We start from the raw sequence: 23,290 nt of genomic DNA on the forward strand, positions 1-23,290 counted from the left end.
AGATCCCTGTGGGAGCGAGCTTGCTCGCGATAGCGGTCTATCAGACGCCGATCACGCGTGCGCCAACGCCGAATGCTCATCCGCATCCAGCAGTTCTTTATCAGTCTGCTGCATCACCTGACTGGTAATCGCCCCCGCCGTCATCGACCCACTGACATTCAACGCCGTACGCCCCATATCAATCAGCGGCTCGACCGAAATCAGCAACGCCACCAGCGAAACCGGCAAGCCCATCGCCGGCAGTACGATCAACGCGGCGAACGTAGCACCGCCGCCCACCCCGGCCACACCGGCCGAACTCAGCGTGACAATCGCCACCAGCGTCGCGATCCACAATGGGTCCAGCGGATTGATGCCCACAGTCGGCGCCACCATCACAGCCAACATCGCCGGGTACAGGCCGGCACAACCGTTCTGGCCAATGGTTGCGCCAAACGAAGCGGCGAAACTGGCGATGGACTGCGGAATGCCCAAGCGACTGGTCTGCGCTTCGATGCTCAACGGAATCGTCGCAGCGCTGGAACGGCTGGTGAAGGCAAACGTCAGCACCGGCCAGATCTTGCGGAAGAAACGCAGCGGGTTGATCCCGGCGGCCGACACCAGCACGCCATGCACCACGAACATCAGGCCCAGGCCGATGTAGGACACCACCACGAAACTGCCGAGCTTGATGATGTCTTGCAGGTTCGAGCCGGCGACCACTTTGGTCATCAGCGCCAGCACGCCGTACGGGGTCAGCTTCATCACCAGGCGCACCAGGCGCATCACCCAGGCTTGCAGGGTGTCGATGGCGTTGATCACTTTCTGACCTTTCTCGGCATCATCCTTGAGCAATTGCAGGGCCGCGACACCCAGGAACGCCGCAAAAATCACCACGCTGATGATCGACGTCGGCTTGGCCCGCGCCAGATCGGCGAACGGATTTTGCGGAATGAACGACAGCAACAGCTGCGGCACATTCAAGTCCGCAACCTTGCCGGCATAGTCAGTCTGAATGGTTTGCAGGCGCGCCATTTCCTGGGTGCCGGCCACCAGGCCTTCGGCGGTCAGGCCGAACAGGTTGGTCAGGCCGATACCGATCAGGGCTGCGATGGCCGTGGTGAACAGCAGCGTGCCGATGGTCAGGAAGCTGATCTTGCCCAGCGACGATGCGTTGTGCAGGCGGGCCACGGCGCTGAGGATCGAGGCGAACACCAGCGGGATCACGATCATTTGCAGCAGTTGCACATAACCGTTGCCCATCAGATCGAACCAGCCGATCGAGGCTTTGAGTACCGGGTTGCCGGCACCGTAAACGGTGTGCAAGGCCACGCCGAACGCCACGCCCAGCACCAGCGCGAGCAGGACTTTTTTCGCCAGGCTCCATGAGGTGTGACGAGTTTGCGCCAGGCCCAGGAGCAAGGCGAGGAACACCAGCAGATTGAGGATCAGCGGCAGATTCATGAGAACTCCGAGTGAGACTTGTGCCAGCTACCATCCGGGGCAGCTGCGAACCGGCAAGCCTAACAGCTTGAAAACTAATGAATTAATATCAAAAACGCATGATTTCCGTCGTTTTTGGAATAAGCGGATGTCGCTGTCAGAAATGCAACTGGCGCGAAAGGGACACAGGCGGTCGCTGACAGGCGAGGACTGTCACACTTATTTGTTAGCGTCGATCTCTTTCACATTCAGGGAGAAATGCCAATGAAGTTCGCACCGAAATTGCTGGCAGCAGCACTTTGCCTGGGCCTTGCCGGCCAGGTGCTTGCAACGGATCTGAAACACTGGCCCGCCGATCAGGCCAAGGCGCTGGACGCGATGATCGCCGCCAACGCCAACAAGGGTAACTACGCGGTGTTCGACATGGACAACACCAGTTACCGCTACGACCTCGAAGAGTCGTTGCTGCCGTTCATGGAGAACAAGGGCCTGATCACCCGCGACAAGCTCGATCCCTCCCTGAAACTGATGCCGTTCAAGGACACCGCCGACCACAAGGAAAGCCTGTTCAGCTACTACTACCGCCTCTGCGAAGTCGACGACATGGTCTGCTATCCATGGGTCGCCCAGGTGTTCTCCGGCTTTACGCTCAAGGAACTCAAGGGCTACGTCGACGAGATGATGGCGTCGGGCAAACCGGTGCCAGCGACTTATTACGAAGGCGACGCGGTCAAGAAACTCGACGTCAACCCGCCGAAGATTTTCACCGGCCAGCAAGAGCTGTACAACAAGTTGATGGAGAACGGCATCGAGGTCTACGTGATGACCGCCGCCTCCGAAGAACTGGTGCGCATGGTTGCGGCCGATCCGAAGTACGGCTACAACGTCAAGCCGCAGAACGTGATCGGCGTGTCGCTGCTGCTCAAGGATCCGAAGACAGGCGAACTGACCACCGCGCGCAAGCAGGTCACCGCCGGCAAATATGACGAGAAGGCCAACCTCGGCCTCGAGCTGACCCCGTACCTGTGGACCCCGGCAACCTGGATGGCCGGCAAGCACGCGGCGATCCTGACCTACATCGATGAATGGAAAAAACCGGTGCTGGTTGGCGGCGATACCCCGAGCAGCGATGGTTACATGCTGTTCCACAGTGTTGACGTGGCCAAGGGCGGCATCCACCTGTGGGTCAACCGCAAGGACAAGTACATGACCCAGATCAACGGCATGATGGCCAAGAACGCCGCGGCCCAGGCCAAGGAAGGGTTGACGGTGACGGCTGACAAGAACTGGGTGATCGTCAAGCCTGAAGACATTCAGTAAGACCGGGTTGCTACTGTAGGAGCGAGCTTGCTCGCGATGGTCGTTAACGATGACGCGTGCTTTCTGGTGCAGCGCGTCGTCCTTGCACCCATCGCGAGCAAGCTCGCTCCTACAGGAGATCGATGCAAACAAAAATGCCCCGCACTTGGCGGGGCATTTTTATGTCGATGGTTAACGCTTACAGCCCGTCAAGCATCGCCTTGTTACGCACAGCACCCTTGTCGGCACTGGTGGCCAGCAGGGCGTAGGCTTTCAGCGCGGTGGTCACTTTGCGTGGACGCACTTCCACCGGTTTCCAGCCTTTCTTGTCCTGCTCCACTCGGCGTGCGGCCAGTTCTTCGTCGCTGACCAACAGGTTGATCGAGCGGTTCGGAATGTCGATCAGCACCTTGTCGCCGTCCTGCACCAGACCAATCGCGCCGCCGGCAGCCGCTTCAGGCGAAGCGTGGCCGATGGACAGGCCCGAGGTACCGCCGGAGAAACGTCCATCGGTGAGCAGGGCGCAGGCTTTGCCCAAGCCTTTGGATTTCAGGTACGAAGTCGGGTAGAGCATTTCCTGCATGCCCGGGCCGCCTTTCGGGCCTTCGTAGCGAATGATGACGATGTCGCCTTCCTTCACTTCGTCAGCAAGGATGCCGCGTACGGCGCTGTCCTGACTTTCGAAGATCTTGGCGTTGCCTTCGAATACGTGGATCGATTCGTCGACGCCAGCGGTTTTCACCACGCAGCCGTCCAGGGCGATGTTGCCGTAGAGCACGGCCAGGCCGCCTTCTTGCGAGTAAGCGTGCTCGACACTGCGGATGCAGCCGTTTTCACGGTCGTCGTCCAGGGTTTCCCAACGGGTCGACTGGCTGAACGCGGTTTGCGTCGGGATGCCCGCCGGACCGGCCTTGAAGAAGTGATGGACGGCTTCGTCGGTGGTCTGGGTGATGTCCCACTTGGCGATGGCTTCTTCCATGCTGCGGCTGTGCACGGTCGGCAACTGGGTGTGCAGCAAGCCGCCACGGGCCAGCGAACCGAGGATGCTGAAGATCCCGCCGGCACGGTGCACGTCTTCCATGTGGTACTTCTGGATGTTCGGCGCGACCTTGCACAGTTGCGGCACGTGACGGGACAGACGGTCGATGTCGCGTAGGTCGAAATCGATCTCGGCTTCCTGGGCTGCGGCCAGCAAGTGCAGGATGGTGTTGGTGGAACCGCCCATGGCGATGTCCAGGGTCATGGCGTTTTCGAACGCCTGGAAGTTGGCGATGTTGCGCGGCAGTACCGACTCGTCGTTCTCGCCGTAGTAACGCTTGCACAGCTCGACGATGGTGCGGCCGGCCTGCAGGAACAGCTGCTCGCGGTCGCTGTGAGTGGCCAGGGTCGAACCGTTGCCCGGCAATGCCAGACCCAGGGCTTCGACCAGGCAGTTCATCGAGTTGGCGGTGAACATGCCGGAGCACGAACCGCAGGTCGGGCAGGCGCTGCGCTCGTACTCGGCAACTTTCTCGTCAGAAGCGCTGGAGTCGGCGGCGATCACCATGGCGTCGACCAGGTCGAGGCCGTGGGAGGCGAGTTTGGTCTTGCCGGCTTCCATCGGGCCACCGGAGACGAAGATCACCGGGATGTTCAGGCGCAGGGACGCCATCAGCATGCCCGGGGTGATCTTGTCGCAGTTGGAGATGCAGACGATCGCATCGGCGCAGTGGGCGTTGACCATGTACTCGACGGAGTCGGCGATGATCTCGCGGCTCGGCAACGAATAGAGCATGCCGTCGTGGCCCATGGCGATGCCGTCATCGACAGCGATGGTGTTGAATTCCTTCGCCACGCCGCCAGCGCGTTCGATCTCGCGGGCGACCAGTTGGCCCAGGTCCTTGAGGTGCACGTGGCCCGGTACGAACTGGGTGAACGAGTTGGCAATGGCGATGATCGGCTTCTTGAAGTCGTCATCTTTCATCCCCGTGGCGCGCCACAGTGCGCGGGCACCGGCCATGTTGCGGCCGTGGGTGGATGTTTTCGAGCGGTAATCAGGCATGAAGCACTCCGGGCGGCTAATCAGGTATCAAAAGGGAAGTGAGCTTCTATTGACGTCTGGAACACTCAGAAATGGCCGCGTGTCCGGAAGTTGCCGATAACTTTGCGGGATCGCCGCGCGCTTCAGCTTGAGCTCATAAACCCGCCGGGGATGACTGGCGATGAATGTTCGCGATTCTACACGGCTGGCGGCTGGAGGGAATGGCTGCAAGCGTGGAGGTAGCATTCACAAGACGTGCGGGCGCAATCCTTGTAGGAGCGAGCGAGCTCGCGATGAACCAGAGAACGCCGCGGGGTGCCTGGATGCCAGCGTTATCGTTGACGACCATCGCGAGCGAGCTCGCTCCTACAGTTGGCTGCGTTTCAGAGCCAGATGGCGTCCCATAGCGGATATTCGCCGATATGGTCGACTAGCCCTGCTCGCAATGGGTTGGCAACGATATATCGGGCCATCGCTTTCAGATCGTCCTCGCGACGCAACGCCCGGTCAAAATAACCTTTTTGCCATAGCGTCTCGTGACAACCTCTCGCCTTGTTGATAGCGCGGGCGCTTCGAGATTTGGTGGCTTGCATCAGTTTCGGCAAATCACCGCTATGCAACTCGACCAGCCAGTGAAAGTGATCCGGCATGACCACCCAGGCAAAAGAGGAGGCTTGGCCGTCCTCAGATGCCTTCCTGAATTCGCTTACCACCACACGACCCATATGCCAGTCCTTGAAGATGGGTTGTCGCTGGTGGGTGACAGCTGTGAGCAAATAAATCCGGCCGGTTTCCGAATAGCGGCCGGTGCGTAAGTGATGGGTATGGGGTGCGTTGGACATTCCTTGGTCCTCTTCTGCGATTGGAAGAGAAACGGTAGGTGAGGAAGGGGAGATAGGTGGTTCGACAGTAGTTCCAGATGTGTCTTATGTCTGTAGGAGCGAGCTTGCTCGCGATGAGCCCACAGACAACGCTGGCTACCAGATGCGCTGCGTCATCGTTGAGGTTCTTCGCGAGCAAGCTCGCTCCTACAGTCAGCGCCCGATCCTGGTGTTCGTCAGCAAACCCCAAAGACTGAACACGATGTAGCTGACAGCAATGGTCATCAGCAAATTGTCCCCTGTTTGTGCGAGGGCGGCGCTGCTGACGGCGGCAGTAATGAACATGATGCTGTTGCCTGCGGATGCTGCCGTCCCGGCGCTGTTTGAGAACAGCAACATGGCTGCGGAAATGGCGGCAGGCCGTACCAGGGTGACCGCCAGAGCACTGATCACCATCGGTATGAGCAGGGTGATGATTGTCATCGCCTCATAACGGATGATTAACATCAACAACAGGCCGGCGGCACCCAGTAATCCAAGGCCGATGTTGATTTGCACAGAGAGGGAGATATGTTTCTGCACGGTGGTAGCAACGACTCCACCCAGGAAATAGGCGACCCCGTACACCATAAGTACCCATGCGTACTGGTACTCGGACAGTTTCAACTCATCCATGAAAATCAGCGGTGTCACGCTGATCAACGCGAAATAACAAGCGAACACTAACGCGGCTATCCACCAATAGCGGATGAAGTCTTGATTTCCAGCGATGGATTTCAGCGTACGGATGACAGAAACGGGTGTTTTTTCTGGGAGAGCTGCCTTGGAAGGCAGTATCAGTTGGGCATGGATCAGCATGCCGAGCGCCATGAGCGCAAAACCATAAAAACTACCCTGCCAATCGAAAGTGGTTTGTAGCCAAGAGCCTAACAGCGGTGCCAGTGCAACAAAGGAACCGCTCAGCGTCATGTAATAAATGCGCACCCGGGCCCTATCCTGTTCATCGAACAGATCCTCCACCAGTGCATGACCCAGCACAAAAAAACCACACCCGATGGCTTGGACTGCACGAAACGCCAGGAAGCTTGGGAAGTCCGTCGCCAGCGCGCAGCCTATCGAGCCGAGGGTAGAAACAACGATGCAACCAAGAAGAACTTCCTTGCGCCCCCACTTATCTGAAAGCGGGCCGGTTATTAATTGAGAAAACGCAAAAACCAGCGTGAACAGACTGATGGAAAGGGCGATGTCAGCGGTTGAGCTGTCGAACTTCGCGGCCAAGGCAGGAAAAGAAGGCAGGAGGATGTTCAGCGGGAAAAAACTGATTAGCGAGATATTGGTAATCAGGATAAAGCGGGAGACTCGTTGGCGTTTCAGGTCGCCACTTAGAGCTGGGTAAGAGGACCCAGACATTGTTTTTGTTTTCCGGAGTGATCAAGTGTTCATGCTTGAAACCAGAAACCGATACTAGTCTGGGACGCAGGGAGTTCAATCAAAAGCGCTGTAGGAGGCTTCCTGTTTTGATGCCGGGAACCTCTGTAGGAGCGCTCGCTCGCGATGAGCCTGAGAGCGCCGTGGGGCGTCAGGCTGCCAGCGTTATCGTTGACGACCATCGCGAGCGAGCTCGCTCCTACAGTGGTTTGCGTTTTAGCTGTTAGGCAGCAACCGGCAAGTAATGCTCTTGATATACCGCGTTTCGGCAATCGCCGGATGCACCGGATGATCCGGACCCTGACCGCCACGTTCCAAGATCTGGATATTGCGGTCCAGGTGGCGGGCGCTGGTCAGCAGGATGTTTTGCAGGTCGTCTTCCGGCAGGTGCATCGAGCACGATGCGCTGACCAGGATGCCGTCCTTGGTGAGCAGGCGCATGGCTTGCTCGTTCAGGCGGCGGTAGGCGCCTTCGCCGTTCTTCATGTCTTTCTTGCGTTTGATGAACGCCGGCGGGTCGGCCACGATCACGTCGAAGCGCTCTTCGCTGGCTTTCAGCTCTTTGAGGGCTTCGAACACGTCGCCTTCGATGCAGGTCATTTTCTCGGCGAAGCCGTTCAGTGCAGCGTTGCGCTCGACGCCGTCGAGGGCGAAGGCCGAAGCGTCGACGCAGAACACTTCACTGGCGCCGAACGCGGCAGCCTGCACGCCCCAGCCGCCGATGTAGCTGTACAGGTCGAGCACGCGTTTGCCTTTGGCGTACGGCGCCAGGCGTGCGCGGTTCATGCGGTGGTCGTAGAACCAGCCGGTTTTCTGACCCTGGATGACCGGCGCTTCGAATTTCACGCCGTTCTCTTCGAGGGCAACCCACTCCGGCACCAGGCCGAACACGGTTTCGACGTAGCGGGTGAGGCCTTCGGCGTCACGGGCAGCGGAGTCGTTCTTGAACAGGATGCCGCTTGGCTTGAGCACTTGGGTCAGCGCTGCAATCACGTCGTCTTTATGGGCTTCCATGGTGGCCGAAGCGATCTGCACCACGAGGATGTCGCCGAAACGGTCGACCACCAGGCCTGGCAGCAGGTCGGAGTCGCCGTAGACCAGGCGATAGAACGGCTTGTCGAACAGGCGATCGCGCAGCGACAGGGCCACGTTCAGGCGGTGTACCAGCAGCGACTTGTCCAGCGGCAGCTTGATGTCGCGCGACAGCACACGGGCGCAGATCAGGTTGTTCGGGCTCATGGCAACGATGCCCAGCGGCTTGCCGCCGGCGGCTTCGAGGATCGCCTGGTCGCCGGCCTTGAAACCGTGCAAAGGCGTAGCGGCTACATCGATTTCGTTGCTGTAGACCCACAAGTGACCGTTGCGCAGACGACGGTCGGCGTTGGCTTTGAGGCGCAGGCTAGGCAGGGACATGTCGTCGCTCCGGAAAAAAGAGCGGGAGTATAGCGTGTTGAGCCCCAGGATTGGCCTGCAAGTGGACATGTGGCGAGGGTTGTCTTGCGATTTGGTATGTCGGATCCAACTTCATAAAGGTTAGAATCATCGTCTGACCCAGAGTGGTGCACAAATGTCCCAAGAGCTGACTTCCGAACAGATCCAACAAGCCCTGCAGGGCATCAGCGTACCGGCCCAGCCGCAAATCATGGTGGATTTGCAGATGGAGCAGTACATGCCCGACCCGGATCTGGAAGTCATTGCCAAACTGATCTCCCAGGATCCGGGACTTTCCGGTTCCCTGCTGAAGATCGTCAATTCGCCGTATTATGGGCTGAGCAACAAGATTGCCTCGATCCAGCGCGCGGTAAATCTGCTGGGCAGCCGTTCGGTCATCAACCTGATCAATGCGCAGTCGATCAAGGGCGAGATGAATGACGACACCATTGTCACCCTGAACCGTTTCTGGGACACCGCGCAGGACGTGGCCATGACTTGCCTGACACTGGCCAAGCGCATCGGTGTTGAAAATGGCGATGAAGCCTATGCCCTGGGCCTGTTCCACGACTGCGGCGTGCCCTTGATGCTCCAGCGTTTCCCCGACTACATGGGCGTTCTGGAGCAGGCCTATGCCAACGCCAGCGCCGAATGTCGGGTGGTGGACACGGAGAACCAGGTGTTCAATACCAATCACTCGGTGGTCGGGTATTACACCGCCAAGTCCTGGCGTCTGCCGGAACACGTGGGCGCTGCGATCGCCAATCACCACAATGCCTTGGCGATATTCAGCGATGAATCTTCGCGCAACAGTTCGTTGAAGAACCTGTTGGCGATCCTGAAGATGGCCGAGCACATTTGCGCGTCGTACCGGGTGCTGGGCAATCAGACCGAAGATCACGAGTGGAACAGCATCGCGCCGCTGGTGCTCGATTATGTCGGCCTCTCGGACTACGACTTCGAGACCCTCAAGCAGACGATCCGCGACCTCGGCACTCATCACTGAGTGTCGGACCTTTCCAGGCCATACGCCTGATCCGAGAGCACCATGCCTGAATTGCCAGAAGTCGAAACCACCCGTCGCGGCATCGCGCCGTACCTGGAAGGCCAGCGAGTCAGCCGGGTGATCGTGCGTGACCGGCGCTTGCGCTGGCCAATTCCCGAAGACCTCGATGTGCGGTTGTCCGGGCAGCGCATCGTGCTGGTGGAGCGGCGCGCCAAATACCTGCTGATCAATGCCGAAGTCGGCACCTTGATCAGCCACTTGGGCATGTCAGGCAATTTGCGGCTGGTGGAGGCCGGGCTGCCGGCGGCCAAGCATGAGCATGTGGACATTGAACTGGAGTCGGGCCTGGCATTGCGTTACACCGACCCGCGGCGCTTCGGCGCAATGCTCTGGAGCCTCGACCCGCTCAATCACGAATTGCTGATTCGCCTGGGGCCGGAACCGCTGACCGACCTGTTCGATGGCGAGCGCCTGTTTCAGCAGTCCCGTAGCCGTTCGATGGCGGTCAAGCCGTTCATCATGGATAACGCGGTGGTGGTGGGCGTGGGCAATATCTACGCGACCGAAGCGTTGTTCGCCGCCGGGATCGACCCGCGCCGCGAAGCCAAGAGCATTTCCCGTGCGCGTTACTTGAAGCTGGCCATCGAGATCAAACGCATCCTGGCGGCCGCCATCGAGCGCGGCGGTACCACGTTGCGGGACTTTATCGGTGGTGACGGTCAGCCTGGTTATTTCCAGCAGGAACTGTTCGTGTATGGCCGTGGCGGTGAGCACTGCAAGGTCTGTGGCACGGGGCTGCGGGAAGTGAAACTCGGGCAGCGCGCCAGCGTTTTTTGCCCGCGTTGTCAGAGCTGATACGCGCGACAATCCGTTAGAGATTCGGCGTGGCTGATGGCCTCATCGCGAGCAAGCTCGCTCCCACACTGGATCTGCGTCGTTCCCAAAACCCCTGTGGGAGCGGGCTTGCTCGCGAATGCGGTCTGACAGGCGCCGAATGGCTTAAGCCTTACCGGTAATTTTCCGGTACTTCTCCATCAACTGCTCTTCAGTCTCCGGATGAGCTTCGTCCAGTGGAATGCAATCCACCGGGCAGACCTGCTGACACTGCGGTTCATCGTAGTGGCCGACACACTGGGTGCACAGGTTCGGGTCGATCACGTAGATCTCTTCGCCTTGGGAAATGGCGGCGTTCGGGCACTCGGGTTCGCAGACGTCGCAGTTGATGCAATCGTCGGTGATGATCAGGGACATGCTAACTCCAGCCGGGGCGGCAAGCCCGGGCGCAATAAACCAATGCACACAATTGTGCCGCATTGGCGCCTGCGTTGCACGTAGGTGCGACGTACTGTAGGAGCCAGCCTGCTGGCGATGAACCCGAGAACGCCGCGGGGTGTCAGGTTTTCCGCGTTATCGTTGACGTCCATCGCGAGCAGGCTCGCTCCTACAGTTTGCGGGGGTTACTTCTTGAAACGTTCGGTCAGTGCGTCCGCCACCACAGGGTGCACGAACTTGGTGATATCGCCGCCCAGGGCTGCGATTTCACGGACCAGCGTCGAGGAAATGAACGAATAACGCTCGGACGGGGTCAGGAACAGGCTTTCCACGTCCGGCGCCAGCTGGCGGTTCATGTTGGCCAGCTGGAATTCGTATTCGAAGTCCGACACCGCGCGCAATCCACGCAGGAACACATTGGCGTTCTTCTCTTTGGCGAAGTGCGCCAACAGCGTCGAGAAGCCGACGACTTCAACGTTCGGCAGATGTTTAGTGACCTCGCGCGCCAGTTCTACCCGTTGTTCCAGAGGAAACAAGGGGTTTTTCTTCGGGCTCGCGGCAACGGCAATGATCACGTGATCGAACAGGCGCGAGGCGCGTTCGACCAGATCGCCATGGCCCTTGGTAATAGGGTCGAAGGTACCTGGGTACAACACTCGGTTCATCGCGTCGTCCTGGCGGGAATCCGTTGGGGAGTCGGATGGTATCGCAGCCTTCCCGGTCGGCCAAGTCGCCTGTTGGGTAAGAAAGCACTATAGACGATGGGAATTATCGTTATTTTCATGGGTTTTTTAAACGTTCGGCCAGGGATGTCGCCAGTTGCGCCGTCAGTCCGTAGACCGACAACTGCGGATTGGCGCCAATGCTGGTGGGGAACAGCGAGCCGTCGTGGATCGACAGATTGCCCAGTTGATGATGCCGACCGAGGCTGTCGGTCACCGCGATTGTCGGGTCTTCACCCATGGCGCAACCGCCCATCACATGGGCGCTGCCCAGGCGTGTGCGATACAACTCCATACTCAGGCTGTCGATCAGCGTGCGCGCTTCGGCGAGGGTCTTCACGTATCGGGCGTCGGCGTGCATCGGCATCACGGCCTTGGCGCCACCGGCAAACTGGATTTCGGCCATGGTGTGGAACGCCCGGCGCAATCCATCCCAGGCGTAGGGTGATAGCTGGTAATCCAGCACCGGCGTGTCATCGCTGCGCAATTCGACGCTGCCACCGGGGCTGTCCGGGTGAAAACCGTCCCGCAGCAACGCCAGCATGGCGTGGGTATGAGCCAGATTGGCCATGTGCTGCGAGTTTTCCTGACCGAAACCGCCGAGCAATGTGGTGGCCAGCGCCGGGTGCAGGGGCGGGACTTCCAGTTTGTAGGACATCTTGCCTGTGGTGCCGTCCTGCCATTGGAAATGGTCGGAATAGATCGACTGCGGCGCGCCGTAGAAGGGGTTGACCACTTCGTCGAACAACGCGGCAGACATGTTCACCGGGTGCAGGAACGTACGTTTGCCCAGGCGCTTGTGCGGGTCGGGCGCCCCGGAGCGCATCAGCAAGGCCGGGCTGTTGATGCCGCCTCCGGCCAGCACGAAATGCCGCGCCTTGACCGTGATGGTGCGTCCGGTCGGTGCGACGCAGCGTTCATCCATCGCCGAGCATTGCAGGCCGGTGACCTTGTCGCCGCTGATGTTAAGTTTTTCGGCGCGGGCCAGGTAAAGCAGCTCGCCGCCTTTTTCCAGGGTTGCTGGAATGGTGGTGACCATCATCGATTGCTTGGCGTTGGTCGGGCAGCCCATGCCGCAGTAGCCGAGGTTCCAGCAGCCACGAACGTTGCGCGGGATGACGTGCCATGAGTAATTCAGTGCTTCGCAGCCCTTGCGGATCACTTCGTTGTTGGCGTTGGGGGGCACCATCCACGGTGCGACGCCCAGGCGTTGCTCCATTTTTTCGAACCACGGCGCCATTTCCGCCGGGCTGTGGCCCTTGACGTTGTGCTCTTTGGCCCAGTGTTCCAGGGTCGGCTCCGGAGTGCGGAAACTGGAGGTCCAGTTGATCAATGTGGTGCCGCCCACCGCCCGGCCCTGGAGGATGGTGATCGCGCCGTCCTTGCTCATGCGGCCGATGCCTTCCTGGTAAAGGTTGGCGTAGGCCTGGTCTTCGAGCATCTTGAAGTCGCTGCTGGTCTTGAGCGGGCCTTCCTCGATCAGCAGCACCTTGTAGCCGGCCGCGCTGAGGATTTCGGCGGTGGTGCCGCCGCCAGCACCGCTGCCGATGATCGCCACGTCCGCTTCGAGTGTCAGGTCCTGGGTCAGTTGCGAGCCGTTGTAGGTTTTCCAGCCTCGGGCCATGCCTTCGCGGAACGGATCGGGTACGGGCATCTTCGGGTTCTCTTTTTATTGTTGGGGATGTGGTGTGGCGGCTGGCGCCTTCGCGAGCAAGCCCGCTCCCACAGGGTCATGCGGTCAATGTGGGAGCGAGCTTGCTCGCGATGGGGGCGCCACGGTTTCAGACCGTTGGCGGCCCGGGATACCCGCAATGCGCCCACGATTCCTTGCGGCCGTACCAGGCCATCATTACCAGTTGCAGCAAGGAACTGTGGCCCATGCGCAACAGGCTCAACGAGCTGTTTTCCCAGCGATCGAGAAAAGCTCGGATGTCGTTGGAGCTGGCGTTCTCCCAGCTGCCCCAGACCCCGGTCAACGGTCCGCGGGTCACGGCCATGCCCAGCACATCGAACAATTGTTGGGTCAGCTTGAGCATTTCCGGCGACAGGTGAGCGAGGTTGTAATCCAGGCTTTTCAGTGTGCCCTCGACAGCCTCGGGTATCCGTTCGACGGTCACGGCACCTTCGAGCATGACCGGGAGCAACGCCCGCAAAAACAGCAGGTCGCCGCTGCGTAACGTGACGAAACCATTGGCCGGCACGCTCGACGAACAACCGCTGAGGCTGGCTCCGAGCCCGGCGGTGGCAAGGAAAGCTGTGGCGCCGAGGCTGAATTTAAGCAGCCCGCGCCGTGACAGCGCGGGTGAATCGGACAGGCTGGGGTTCATTATTGTTATTACCCGACGGTGATGATCGTTAGCGTATGAACAGCTTCTGGATCAGCTTCTGAATCGACTTGCCGTACGGCGGATAGATCAACTTCGCGGCGTTGAACCGCTGTTTGATCAACACGCCCTTGGCCTTGCTGAAGGTCAGGAACCCTTCATGGCCGTGGTAGTGGCCCATGCCCGAGGCACCGATACCGCCAAACGGCATGTCGTCCTGGGCGACGTGCAGCAGGGTGTCGTTCAGGCACACGCCGCCGGAATGGGTTTCGTGCAGCACGCGCTGTTGTTCGCGCTTGTCGTAGCCGAAGTAATACAGCGCCAGTGGGCGAGGGCGCTGGTTGATGTAGGCAAATGCCTGGTCCAGATCCTTGTACGGCACGATCGGCAGCAGCGGCCCGAAGATCTCGTCCTGCATCACCGTCATCTCGTCAGTGACATTGAGCAGCAGACTATGGCTCATGCGGCGGCCCTGGCCCTGGTCGAACAGCGGCATCAGCAGCGCACCCTTGCTGGTGGCGTCGCTGATGTAGCCGTTGAGGCGCGCCAGTTGTCGCTCATTGATGATCGCGGTGTAGTCCGGGTTGTCGGCCAGCGTCGGATAAAACCCGCGGATGGCTGTGCGATAGGCTTCGATGAAACCTCCGACGCGATCCTCAGGCACTAGCACGTAGTCCGGAGCCACGCAGGTCTGGCCGGCGTTCAGGGTCTTGCCGAAGGCGATGCGCTCGGCGGCGTCCTTGAGCGGCACGTCGTGAGAAACAATGGCCGGGGACTTGCCGCCCAGTTCCAGGGTCACCGGGGTCAGGTTTTCCGCGGCGGCGCGCATCACGTGTTTGCCGATGCTGGTGGCGCCGGTGAACAGCAGGTGATCGAACGGCAGGCGTGAAAACGCCACGCCCATATCCGCCTCGCCCAGCACCACGCAAACCAGGTCTTCGGGGAAGATTCGCGCCAGCAGTTGCTTCATCAGCAGGCCGGTCGCGGGGGTCGACTCACTGAGCTTGAGCATCACCCGATTGCCCGCCGACAACGCGCCGACCAACGGGCCGATGGCCAGGTACAGCGGGTAGTTCCACGGCACGATGACCCCGACCACGCCCAGCGGTTGGTAAACCACTTTGGCCGAAGCCGGCTGGAAGGCTGCGCCCACCTTGCGTCGCGAGGCTCGCATCCAGCCCTTTAGATGTTTGCTGGCGTAATGGATGCCATGCAGGCTGGGCATCAGTTCGGCGAGCAGGGTTTCATCGGCGCTGCGATTGCTGAAGTCCTGGCTGATCGCATCGATCAGGGCCTGGCGTTCATTGTTCAACAAATCCTTTAGCGCCTTGAGCCATTGCTGGCGCTGCGCAGCCGGTGGCATCGGGTTGGCGGCATAGGCGGCACGCTGGGCGTCGAACAGGGCCTGAAGCTCTTCCAGCGGCTGCTGTAGGTTCTGCAGGTAGGAAATTTCAGCAGTCATGGTCGGCTCCGGATTTATTGTAATGAAGCACTTTTTAGAGCCTATACTCTAAAAAGTCAAATGACATCCTGGAACAGCTTTGTTTTATCCGCTCGCGGATAGATCTAAGATGCCCGTCAACGCACTCTGAATTAAAGCTCAAGCCATGGCCCCACGGATCAAAACCAGCGAGCGCATCGTGCAGAACAGCCTGGAGCTGTTCAACCAGCAGGGCGAGCGCAGCATCAGCACCAACCACATTGCTGCCCACATGGAAATTTCCCCGGGCAACCTGTACTACCACTTCCCGAACAAGCAGGCGATCATCGCCGTGCTGTTCAGCGAGTACGAAAGCCTGGTGGACAGCTTCCTGCGCCCGCCCCAGGGCCGTGCCGCCACGGTGGAAGACAAGCGCTTCTACCTCAAGGAGCTGTTGTCGGCGATGTGGCGCTACCGGTTTCTGCATCGCGATCTCGAACATCTGCTCGACAGCGATCCGGACCTGGCCGACCGCTATCGACGCTTTTCCCAGCGCTGCCTGATCCAGGGTTCAGCAATCTACGAAGGTTTCGTTGCCGCCGGTATCCTGAAGATGGACAAGGTGCAGATCGAATCCCTGACGCTCAATGCCTGGATCATCCTCACGTCCTGGGTACGTTTCCTGTGCACCACGCGGGAGAACTCCAGCCACTTGAGCGAGCAGGCCATTAAACGTGGTGTGTATCAGGTTTTGGTGCTGGAAGCCGGGTTCGTCACGGATCAGGCCCGCGATGCGGTCAACGCCTTGTTCGAAGAGTTTTACGTGCCCTTGGCCCAGGCGCTTGAGGAAGTGTCGTAGGATCGAAATCCGATAAAAAATCACAGGAGCCCGCTATGCCCATTGCGCAACTGATCAGCCCGCAAGCCCTGGACCTGAAAAAGGACCAGCCGGGGCTGGTGATTCTGGATTGTCGTTTTGCCCTCGAAGACCCGGATTACGGCCAGCGCAGCTATGCCGAAGGGCACATCGCCGGTTCGAGCTATGCCGACCTTGAGCGTGATCTGAGTGGCGCGGTGGTCAAGGGCGTGACCGGGCGTCATCCGTTACCCGAGCCGGCGCAACTGATCGAGCGCCTGCAAGCCTGGGGCATCAATGCCGATAGCGAAGTGGTTCTGTATGACGACGGTCCGGGGGCCTATGCGGCGCGGGCCTGGTGGTTGCTGGCATGGTTGGGCAAGCGCGACGGTGTATTCATCCTCGATGGCGGTCTCAAGGCCTGGCACGCGGCCGGTTTGCCGCTGAGCCTGGATGCGCCGGCGATTACCCGTGGTTCTTTCACCGGCAGCCCTGACACGGCGTTGCTGATCAGTGCCGAGCAGCTGCAAAAGTGCCTTGCGCGGCCGGAACTGACCTTGCTCGATGCCCGTGCATTGCCGCGTTTCAAGGGTGAAGTGGAACCGATCGATCCGATTGCCGGGCACATTCCCGGCGCCCAGTGTGCGGCGTTTACCGAGAACCTGGGCAGTGACGGGCGCTTCCTGCCGGCCGATCAGCTCAAGCAGCGTTTTGCCGCAAAACTGGGCGATCGTTCGGCGAATGATCTGGTGGCGTATTGCGGTTCCGGCGTGACGGCGTGCCACAACCTGTTTGCGTTGTGCCTGGCCGGTTATCCGTTGGGTTCGTTGTATGCCGGGTCGTGGAGCGAGTGGATCAACGAGCCTGCGCGGGGCATTGCCACCGGCGAATAAACACCACACAACCCTGTGGGAGTGGGCTTGCTCGCGAAAGCAGTGTGACAGTCAAAGAAGATGTTGACTGAACCACCGCTTTCGCGAGCAAGCCCGCTCCCACAATGGTTTTTCGTTGTCATCAAGATCCGGGTAACTGCCGGGCTGTGCGATACGCCCCCGGTCCAACCCCATACACTTGCTTGAACTGCCGACTCAGATGGCTCTGGTCGGCAAACCCCAGTTGCATCGCGACTTCCAGCGGCAGACAACCACTTTGCAGCAACGCCCGCGCCCGGGCGATGCGCTGCTGCATCAGCCAGGTATGCGGCGGCATGCCGGTGGTCCGGCGGAACACCCGGGCGAAATGGAATGGTGAGAGGTTGACCGCCGCCGCCAGCGCTTCCAATGAGGGCGGTGCTGCCAATTGCGCGAGCAGCAATTCCTTGGCCAGGCTCACGGCCCGGTGTTCCTTGCCAGGTTTGCCGGCATCGGGCACCGCCGCATGACGCTGCAACAGCGACAGCATCAGTTCGCGCCAGACCGTTTGTTGCTGCAATGCGGTGGCGGGGCTTTCCAGTAAGTGGTGAAGCTGGCAGAAACCGTTCACCAGGTCCTGATCGCGATACAGCGTGGCACCGAAGGTCGGCAAGCGATGGGTCGGCAGTTCGAGTTCGGCCAGCAGCGAAGTTATCTGCCCGCTGTCCGGATAAAACGCCCGGTAAAGCCAGCCATCCTCGGTGCCTTTGTGGCCGGTGTGCAGTTCATCGGGGTTGATCAGCACCAGCGTGCCGCTGCCCGCGAGGTGTTCGGCGCCGCGATAGCGATAACGCTGGGCACCGGCCATGATCATGCCGATCACATAGCCGTCATGCACATGGGGGGCAAAGCGATGATCGATGTAGCGGGCGGACAACAACTCGACCCCGGCCAGCGGCGGGGTTTGCCAGAAGTGGATCGACTCGCCTTGGTCAGCGTCCATGATTCAAGTGCGCCCTGTGGCGGCCAGCCACTCGGGGATGCGTCGTTCCAGGTAGTAACCCGGTTGCCTGAGCGTACCGTCGACGAAGCCGACATGCCCGCCCTTGGCTTGCAGTTCGAATTGCGTGCAAGCGGACAACTCATCGACGTGCGGCAGGCTGTGGGGAAACACGAAGGGGTCGTCGGCAGCCTGAATCATCAAGGTCGGCGTACGAATTTCGCCAAGGAAATAGCGGCTTGAGGCGCGACGATAGTAATCCTCGGCATCGACAAAGCCGTTCAGCGGTGCGGTAACCCGGCCATCGAAGTCCCAGAACGTGCGCATGTTTTCCAGCGAGCCAAGTGCCGCCAAGGCTGCCAGGCCCTCCTCGCGTCCGTCGTGCTGGAACTGTCGCTGCTTGTTCTTGATGTAGGCGACCATCTCACGCATGAAATGCGCCTGGTAAACCTTGGAAAAACCTTGGCCAATGCGGTCGGCGCACTGGTCCAGGCGGAACGGCACCGACACCGCCACGGCGCCCGTCAGGTCGCTGTCGCTGCCGGTTTCGCCCAAATGCTTGAGCAGGACATTACCGCCCAGGGAGTAACCCACCGCATACAGTGGCGCGAGAGGTCGTTTGGCCCGCAAGTGCCTGATGGTTTCGGCCAGGTCTTCGCTGGCGCCGGAATGGTAGCTGCGCGGCAACAGGTTGGGTTCGCCCGAACAACCGCGCCAGTTCAGCGCAACGCTGGCCCAGCCTCGGTCACCCAGGGCTTTTTGCATGCCGGCGACATAAGGCGAATTCGACGAACCCGTGAGTCCGTGCAACACCAGCACCAAGGGTGCGTCGGCGCTGTGCGGGCCATGCCAGTCGAGGTCGAGAAAGTCGCCGTCTTCAAGCCAAAGACGTTCGCGTTCGCGGCCGATGTGCACGGTTTTACGCCACAGCGGCCCCCACAAGGTTTGCAAGTGCGGATTGCCGAGGCCGAAGGCGGGGGTGAAGGTTTTCATCGGAAATCGGGGTGCGGCGTGTAGTGAGGCATGCTGTTCAATTGCAGACCGCTGCTTGCGAAATGTAGGGGAATTCATGGGGCGTATCGTGCGCGCCGCAAGTTGCTAACTTGCCACAAACCAGGTGGATTCGCGACCGATGAAAGTCGGCCCCTGTGCGGTGGGAGCACCGGGGCCGGTTTTCCGGAACTGATGATCAGGCAGGGGTCCCGGTTACGTCGGGGGTATTTTTCTCGATGGGAAACACATGAGCGACGGTTGCGCGTTCGCGGGTGAAGTAGGCGTTGGCTGCCCGCTGAATATCCTGCGTAGTGACGCTGCGTAATTGCGCGACCTCAAGATCGATCAACTGCCATGGCTGAGCAGTTGCAACAAGATGGCCGATGCCGCCCGACTGTCCAATAGGGGTGTCATAGAGTGCCTGCCGGGCGGAGCTTTCCTGCATGATGGCGGGCTCGATTTCCTCGGGAGTGAACGGCACGCGCTTGACGTCATCCAGCAATGCCCACAGATCGGCTTCGGCTTTGTGCGGATTACCCTCGAAGTGGAACGCAAGGATGAATCGGTTATTGGCTCGACTGAGTCGAAAGGTGGTCGCAATAATTGTCGAGCGGTTGTCATTCCCGAATGACTTCAGACGTGCCGAGGACTCAAACAGGGAATCCAGTATTTCCAGTGCCCTGACGGATTGTGGATCGGGGGCGTTTGCCATCCCCTGTGTGTTGAATATGACGAGCATCAGCGGGTATTCGGTTTCCAGACGTTGCGTTATCTGGCGGTAACCGGGCTCTGACGGTCCTTTTATCAAGGGCCTGAAGGGGGCGACATGCTGGTCTTTCGATCCGAAGTGACGCTCGACCAATTGTCTTGCCTCCTCGATCTCGACATCGCCGACAATCACCAGGCATGCATTGCCGGGGCAATACCGGCTCTGACGCCAGTTTCTGAGATGTTCAAAGGTCATGCGTTCAAGATTGGCGGCAATCGCTTCGTTAGGTCTGTAGTAACTGTTTCCGGTGTTTATCAGGGCGTCGATTTCCGGACTGAAGCTGATCGCGGATATGAACAGGGACTTTTCCTTGTTAGGCAGCAGTTCTTCGTCCAGCCAAGTGCGCAGCCATTTATCCGATAGTTCGCTCGTCATGATGGTCGACTGGATTTTGAGAGCGCTTTCCAGGTGTTCGGTGGCGATCAGTAGACAGTCGCTCAGCCTTTCAGGGGCGCCGAGGTTTAGATGAATGGCTCCGGTTTCTTTGATGAAATCCTCGTAGTCAGGCATCAGTGCATTTTGTAATACACCAGTGACCCCGAAGTCTTCGGGGCGCTCGTCATCGGATCCTACGGCAAAAGCCAGTGTGAGTCCGACCTGAGGGGTTCTGTGATCCTCGCGGACAATGACCCTGAGGCCATTGTCGAGGGAGAACTCATGTGTGGGTAGAGTTGGAATTTTACTTGTTGGTATGTTCATCCGTTAATAGTCCATTGCGTCCATGCGAGTCGTTTCGCACGCACACAATGAACTAAAAGCCGCGGATCCAGCCAACACAGATGTATTGCGTTTTAAGAACAATGGGTGCGGTTACGGCGTGTTCCCTTGGCCTTATGAATGTTTCCCGAAGTGGACTTTCAAGTTGTACTTTGTTGCTGCATGTCCGGTACGCGACACATTGAATTGGTTGCGCCTTCACTCGGAGCCGGCAGCGGTTGTTGAGCTGTCTTAGGCCCCAGGATGACAACGCGCCAATGTTCGGCGTGGTAATGCCGGCTGAGTGCGTTTTTGATTGATACAAGGTTCAGCTTCAAGGCCGCTTGCGTGGAAAAATCGAGGTCCAGCGGCAGATTGTGTACGCTGATGGCGTGCAACCGTCTCAGAATCTGCATATTGGTAGCGCTGTTCAACGGCGCGCTACCGGCCAGCTGCTGTTGGATGTCGTCGAGTTCCTGTTGGGTCGGCCCTTGGGCGAGAAAGTCGCTGAACATCGTCTTGATATGGGACAGCACGGCATCGGCCTGCTCTGGTCGAGTCTGCAATTCAACGGTCAGCAACCCTTGTGCCTGAAGAACTGAAAGGTCCGCTTCAACGTCGTAGGTCAGGCCTCGGCGTTCACGAAGTTCATTCATCAGTCGGTTGGTGAAAATCCACTTGGCCATGTGAAGGGCGACATAGTCCGGACTGCTTCGCAGGACACTTGGCTGGGCAAGGCGCAGGTAAGCCTGGGTTGATGGTCGCTCTACACGCAGCAGATTCGGGGCGGCTGGACTTGTCACTGGCTGGATCGCGGCAGTGGCCGGTCCCATGGGCAGGGCCGCGGATATCTGCGCACCGATGCGCTGGGCTTCTTCCTCGGTGAGGTCGCCGACCAGTGTGATCTGGGCATTGCCCGCGGCATAAGCCTCGCGATGAAAGTCTTGCGCCTGGGTGCGGGTGATGGAGGCAAGCCCGGCCCGGGTTCCGTAGAGGGACTGAGCATAACCGTGGTCGGGAAACAGCTGACTGAGGTTCACTTCTCGGGCTTGAGCGGTATGGGACTGATCTTCACGGTCCAGAAAGTACTGCAATTGGGATTTCACCGCAGGCAGGGACTCTTGCGGCAACAGCGGCTTGCCGAGTACCTGGGCAAGCAGCTCCAGGGCTGGAGTACGCCGTGATTCGTCACTCAGGCTACGCAGGGAAAACCAGGTCCGGTCCTGGCTGATACCCATATCCATCCTTGCCCCCAGATTATCGAACGTCGCCCGTATGGCATTGACGTCCTTGCCAGCTACGCCCTCATTCAAAAGGCTATAGGTGACCGCGGCCAGGCCGGGTTGATGCGGGGTGCGGGCGCTGCCGGCGGCAAAGCTCACAAGGGCATCGAACATCGGCAGGCCAGGGGTGCGGATGAACAGGATCTTCGTACCGCTGAGGGTTTTGTAACCCTTGATCGGCAGTGTGCGGTGGGTCGCCGGCGTCTGTGGTTCGTTGAGCGATTGCAGCACTGGCTTCTGGGGCGCCGTGGTTGCAGTGGCAGTGGCCTGTGCACTCAACAGAATGCCGGCCAGGATCAATCCATTGATGAGGCCTTTGAGCTTATCCATTGTTTTTCTCCGGCAAGATTTTCGCGGTACTCAGGCGCTCGCGCGTCAGGTACGTCTTGGCGACTTGTTGAATATCCAGGGGCGTGACCTTGTTCAGCTCATCCGTATCCTGATCGGCCAGCCGCCAGTCCAGGCCGATGGTTTCCAGCAGGCCCAAGGTGTGGGCCTGCCCTTCCAGATCATCCTGCGCATAAACCGTGTTAGCGATCACAAGGTTTTTCGCGCGCACCAGTTCTGTCGGTTCCGGTGCCTTGCTCTTCAGTGATTCGATCACTTGCCACAGACGGGCGAGGGCTTCGTCAGAGTCATTGAGTTTGTCCGGGTTGAGCTGGGTGCTGATGGTCAGCAACGAATCGCCGCGATTGAAGGCGTCGTACTCTGAGTGGGCCTCAGTGAATATCGCCTCGCTCAGTTGCAGTTGCTGTTTGATCCGCGCGCTACTGGATCCGGCCAGTAACATATCGAGCAAACGCAGGGCATGAGCGGTCCGACGATCCGGTGCCGTGGCCAGGCTGGGCGCGTTGAAGCTCATGATCAGGCGCGGGGACGCTACCGGCGCGTGCAGGGTCAGTGACCGCTCACCGGCAGAAGCCAGCTCGACGGGGGCAGGCGCCACGGGAGTCGCGCGCCGCTCAAGATGGCCGAAGTGCTTTTGTGCCAAGGCCTTGATCCGCTCAGGCGCAACATCGCCAACGACCACCAGCGTCGCATTGCTTGGCGAATACCAGGCCTGATACCACTGCTGCAATTGCACGGCGTTCATGCGTTGCAGATCGTGCATCCAGCCAATCGTCGGGGTGCGGTAGCCGCTGGCCGGGTGGGCGATGCTGTTCAGTCGTTCATGAGCGGACACGGTGATTTCATCATCAACGCGCATCCGGCGCTCCTCCTGAATGACCTTGAGCTCCGGTGTGAAGTCCTGTGCATCCAGCTCGGCCGTACTCATCAGGTCGGCCAGTATTTCGAACGCGACGCCCGTGCGGCCGGAAGGCAGTGTCTGGTAAAAAACCGTGAAATCGGTGCCGGTAGATGCGTTTTGGCGGGCGCCCAGTTTATCCAGTATCGCCGCGAACTCGCCGGCGCAGGCCTTGCTGCTGCCTTTGTAGACCATGTGTTCGAGGGCGTGGGACAGGCCGGATTGGCCGGGTGGTTCGTAGCTTGAACCGACCTTGATCCAGAGTTGGGCGGTGACGATGGGGGAGCGGTGGTCCTCGCGCACGACAACCTTGAGGCCGTTATCCAGCACGAAGTCTTGCGTCGCAGGGGGTGTCGCCGCGCTGGCCATGAGCGGTAGCCAGGCGATAAAGGGCAGCATGAATAGGCTGCGGGAGATGTTCATCCGTGTTC

Annotated in this window: 20 protein-coding genes; 5 read left to right on the forward strand and 15 right to left on the reverse strand. The window is 59.6% G+C overall.

The annotated features are described in order from the left end of the window. Positions 1 to 51: 51 nt before the first annotated feature. Entirely contained in the window at positions 52 to 1,443 is a 1,392-nt protein-coding gene (locus KGB28_RS12000) for an L-cystine transporter (RefSeq protein ID WP_223445247.1), read from the reverse strand. A gap of 243 nt (positions 1,444 to 1,686) precedes the next feature. Between KGB28_RS12000 and KGB28_RS12005 the strand changes: the two genes are divergently transcribed. Continuing rightward, positions 1,687 to 2,742: a haloacid dehalogenase-like hydrolase gene (locus KGB28_RS12005; RefSeq protein ID WP_223445249.1), complete on the forward strand. Its 1,056-nt coding sequence runs from the start codon at positions 1,687 to 1,689 to the stop codon at positions 2,740 to 2,742. A 178-nt stretch (positions 2,743 to 2,920) separates the two neighbouring features. On the opposite strand, the gene ilvD is transcribed toward KGB28_RS12005, so the two are convergent. The 4 genes from ilvD to KGB28_RS12025 form a co-directional block, all read right to left on the reverse strand. Beyond that, positions 2,921 to 4,762, reverse strand: a complete 1,842-nt coding sequence (gene ilvD, locus KGB28_RS12010; protein ID WP_056726462.1) for a dihydroxy-acid dehydratase — start codon at positions 4,760 to 4,762, stop codon at positions 2,921 to 2,923. 362 nt (positions 4,763 to 5,124) lie between these two features. Continuing rightward, positions 5,125 to 5,583, reverse strand: a complete 459-nt coding sequence (locus tag KGB28_RS12015) for an REP-associated tyrosine transposase (RefSeq protein WP_223445251.1) — start codon at positions 5,581 to 5,583, stop codon at positions 5,125 to 5,127. Positions 5,584 to 5,775: 192 nt separating this feature from the next. Then, the gene (locus KGB28_RS12020; protein ID WP_223445253.1) at positions 5,776 to 6,972 is read right to left on the reverse strand and encodes an MFS transporter; all 1,197 of its coding nucleotides are present in this window, start codon (positions 6,970 to 6,972) and stop codon (positions 5,776 to 5,778) included. Between the two features lie 234 nt (positions 6,973 to 7,206). After that, on the reverse strand, positions 7,207 to 8,403 hold the full coding sequence (locus KGB28_RS12025) for a class I SAM-dependent rRNA methyltransferase (protein WP_046039197.1): 1,197 nt from the start codon (positions 8,401 to 8,403) through the stop codon (positions 7,207 to 7,209). 154 nt (positions 8,404 to 8,557) lie between these two features. Between KGB28_RS12025 and KGB28_RS12030 the strand changes: the two genes are divergently transcribed. After that, positions 8,558 to 9,427 carry an HDOD domain-containing protein gene (locus KGB28_RS12030; protein WP_223445255.1) on the forward strand — a complete coding sequence of 290 codons (870 nt, stop codon included), beginning with the start codon at positions 8,558 to 8,560 and terminating at the stop codon, positions 9,425 to 9,427. 42 nt (positions 9,428 to 9,469) lie between these two features. Then, positions 9,470 to 10,282, forward strand: a complete 813-nt coding sequence (mutM, locus tag KGB28_RS12035; protein ID WP_223445257.1) for a bifunctional DNA-formamidopyrimidine glycosylase/DNA-(apurinic or apyrimidinic site) lyase — start codon at positions 9,470 to 9,472, stop codon at positions 10,280 to 10,282. A gap of 144 nt (positions 10,283 to 10,426) precedes the next feature. Here the strand turns inward: mutM and KGB28_RS12040 are convergent, their stop codons facing one another. From KGB28_RS12040 to KGB28_RS12060, 5 genes are all read right to left on the reverse strand, one after another. Next, entirely contained in the window at positions 10,427 to 10,678 is a 252-nt protein-coding gene (locus KGB28_RS12040) for a YfhL family 4Fe-4S dicluster ferredoxin (protein WP_003195146.1), read from the reverse strand. Between the two features lie 206 nt (positions 10,679 to 10,884). Then, positions 10,885 to 11,364, reverse strand: a complete 480-nt coding sequence (gene coaD, locus KGB28_RS12045; protein ID WP_046039203.1) for a pantetheine-phosphate adenylyltransferase — start codon at positions 11,362 to 11,364, stop codon at positions 10,885 to 10,887. 115 nt (positions 11,365 to 11,479) lie between these two features. Next, positions 11,480 to 13,075: a GMC family oxidoreductase gene (locus tag KGB28_RS12050; RefSeq protein ID WP_223445259.1), complete on the reverse strand. Its 1,596-nt coding sequence runs from the start codon at positions 13,073 to 13,075 to the stop codon at positions 11,480 to 11,482. A gap of 127 nt (positions 13,076 to 13,202) precedes the next feature. Next, positions 13,203 to 13,748: a twin-arginine translocation pathway signal protein gene (locus KGB28_RS12055; protein WP_223445261.1), complete on the reverse strand. Its 546-nt coding sequence runs from the start codon at positions 13,746 to 13,748 to the stop codon at positions 13,203 to 13,205. A gap of 28 nt (positions 13,749 to 13,776) precedes the next feature. After that, the gene (locus KGB28_RS12060; RefSeq protein WP_223445263.1) at positions 13,777 to 15,207 is read right to left on the reverse strand and encodes a coniferyl aldehyde dehydrogenase; all 1,431 of its coding nucleotides are present in this window, start codon (positions 15,205 to 15,207) and stop codon (positions 13,777 to 13,779) included. A gap of 145 nt (positions 15,208 to 15,352) precedes the next feature. Here KGB28_RS12060 and KGB28_RS12065 point away from each other — a divergent pair, with 145 nt between their 5' ends. After that, the gene (locus KGB28_RS12065; RefSeq protein WP_223445265.1) at positions 15,353 to 16,024 is read left to right on the forward strand and encodes a TetR/AcrR family transcriptional regulator; all 672 of its coding nucleotides are present in this window, start codon (positions 15,353 to 15,355) and stop codon (positions 16,022 to 16,024) included. A 35-nt stretch (positions 16,025 to 16,059) separates the two neighbouring features. Further along, positions 16,060 to 16,914, forward strand: a complete 855-nt coding sequence (locus tag KGB28_RS12070) for a sulfurtransferase (protein ID WP_223445267.1) — start codon at positions 16,060 to 16,062, stop codon at positions 16,912 to 16,914. A 121-nt stretch (positions 16,915 to 17,035) separates the two neighbouring features. Here KGB28_RS12070 and KGB28_RS12075 read toward each other — a convergent pair whose 3' ends face one another. The 5 genes from KGB28_RS12075 to KGB28_RS12095 form a co-directional block, all read right to left on the reverse strand. After that, positions 17,036 to 17,875 carry a helix-turn-helix transcriptional regulator gene (locus KGB28_RS12075; RefSeq protein WP_223445269.1) on the reverse strand — a complete coding sequence of 280 codons (840 nt, stop codon included), beginning with the start codon at positions 17,873 to 17,875 and terminating at the stop codon, positions 17,036 to 17,038. 3 nt (positions 17,876 to 17,878) lie between these two features. Beyond that, positions 17,879 to 18,865, reverse strand: coding sequence for a hydrolase (locus tag KGB28_RS12080; RefSeq protein WP_223445270.1), 987 nt, complete (start codon positions 18,863 to 18,865; stop codon positions 17,879 to 17,881). 196 nt (positions 18,866 to 19,061) lie between these two features. After that, positions 19,062 to 20,333 (reverse strand): M16 family metallopeptidase, encoded by a 1,272-nt coding sequence (locus tag KGB28_RS12085; RefSeq protein WP_223445272.1) that lies wholly within the window; start codon positions 20,331 to 20,333, stop codon positions 19,062 to 19,064. Positions 20,334 to 20,491: 158 nt separating this feature from the next. Further along, positions 20,492 to 21,943 carry a M16 family metallopeptidase gene (locus KGB28_RS12090; RefSeq protein WP_223445274.1) on the reverse strand — a complete coding sequence of 484 codons (1,452 nt, stop codon included), beginning with the start codon at positions 21,941 to 21,943 and terminating at the stop codon, positions 20,492 to 20,494. Further along, positions 21,936 to 23,282: a M16 family metallopeptidase gene (locus KGB28_RS12095; RefSeq protein ID WP_223445276.1), complete on the reverse strand. Its 1,347-nt coding sequence runs from the start codon at positions 23,280 to 23,282 to the stop codon at positions 21,936 to 21,938. The genes KGB28_RS12090 and KGB28_RS12095 overlap by 8 nt, the downstream gene beginning before the upstream one ends. Between the last annotated feature and the right edge of the window lie 8 nt (positions 23,283 to 23,290).

Source organism: Pseudomonas sp. BF-R-19 (assembly GCF_019956445.1).
GTDB lineage: Bacteria > Pseudomonadota > Gammaproteobacteria > Pseudomonadales > Pseudomonadaceae > Aquipseudomonas > Aquipseudomonas fluorescens_BH.